The sequence below is a fragment of the Mesorhizobium sp. M7A.F.Ca.US.006.04.2.1 genome (assembly GCF_004022915.1).
GTDB lineage: Bacteria > Pseudomonadota > Alphaproteobacteria > Rhizobiales > Rhizobiaceae > Mesorhizobium > Mesorhizobium ciceri.
This window is the reverse complement of sequence record NZ_RZQA01001458.1, coordinates 1-801: the sequence shown is the minus strand read 5'-3', so window position 1 is coordinate 801 and position 801 is coordinate 1. Positions and strand designations below refer to the sequence as shown.

Genomic DNA, 801 nt, shown 5'->3' with positions numbered 1-801 from the left:
CGCTTCAGGAAGCCTAGGCGATTGTCGCACAGCGCGTCGATGACAACGCCGGCCGGCTTAGCCTTTACGGCTGCAATGGTGGCCGGGCCAATGCGCCCATCCTGCTTGATCCCCACAACGGCCTGAAGATATTTGGCCGCGCGACCGGGACCGCTATTCACTGCGAAACCAAAAACAGCGTAGTCGACCCCGCTGGGAAGCTGGGCGCCGGCCGTCGCATCCCAGTAGAAACGGCGGTAGACTGTCGCGACCTGGGCGTCAGTGATTTTGCGCAGATCGGCCTTCGTCGCATCGGCCTTCACATAGCGGCGGAAGTTGGTGAGCGTGACGCCTTTCATGGTGGCGCCGCCGGGATCGGCCGGGTTGTCCACCCAGAGGCCTTCAGATTTCAGAACGAGCGCAAGCGCCCGCGCGAAGTTGCGGTCCATGGCTAGTACCTTTCCGCCCTGATGGGCAGTTGTTGAATTGGCAATGGAGGTGGACGGCTGAGATCAGCCGGTTAAGCAAATCAGCGGTCTAGCCGCTGGCACTCATCAAGTAGGCCACCAAGCTCCAGGCAGAGATCGACGCGGCCGAGGCTGTTGGCCTTGTCGTCAATCCCGATGCGGCGGTTGTAGGCCGTGACGGTGTCTTTTAGTTGAGAAACACGACCGGCCTTGTGACCGCTGGAGTAGGCGAAACCAGCGATGCAAATACTAGCAGCGATTGCAAGCGCGGCAGTCTTGGGGTTCATTGGCATTTTCGCCCCTCGAATCGACTTGGGAAGTATTCGTCCATGGAAGAGAGTTTGACTGAATTGGC

The 801-nt window shown here is 59.7% G+C and carries 1 protein-coding gene and 1 pseudogene; both read right to left on the bottom strand.

From position 1 onward, the window contains the following. The coding region (locus EN925_RS38035) for a glycosyl hydrolase 108 family protein (RefSeq protein WP_164894777.1) at positions 1-428 on the bottom strand (428 nt) is incomplete at its 3' end. Positions 429-508: 80 nt separating this feature from the next. Next, positions 509-801: pseudogene (locus EN925_RS38030) on the bottom strand (hypothetical protein); the annotation flags it as partial.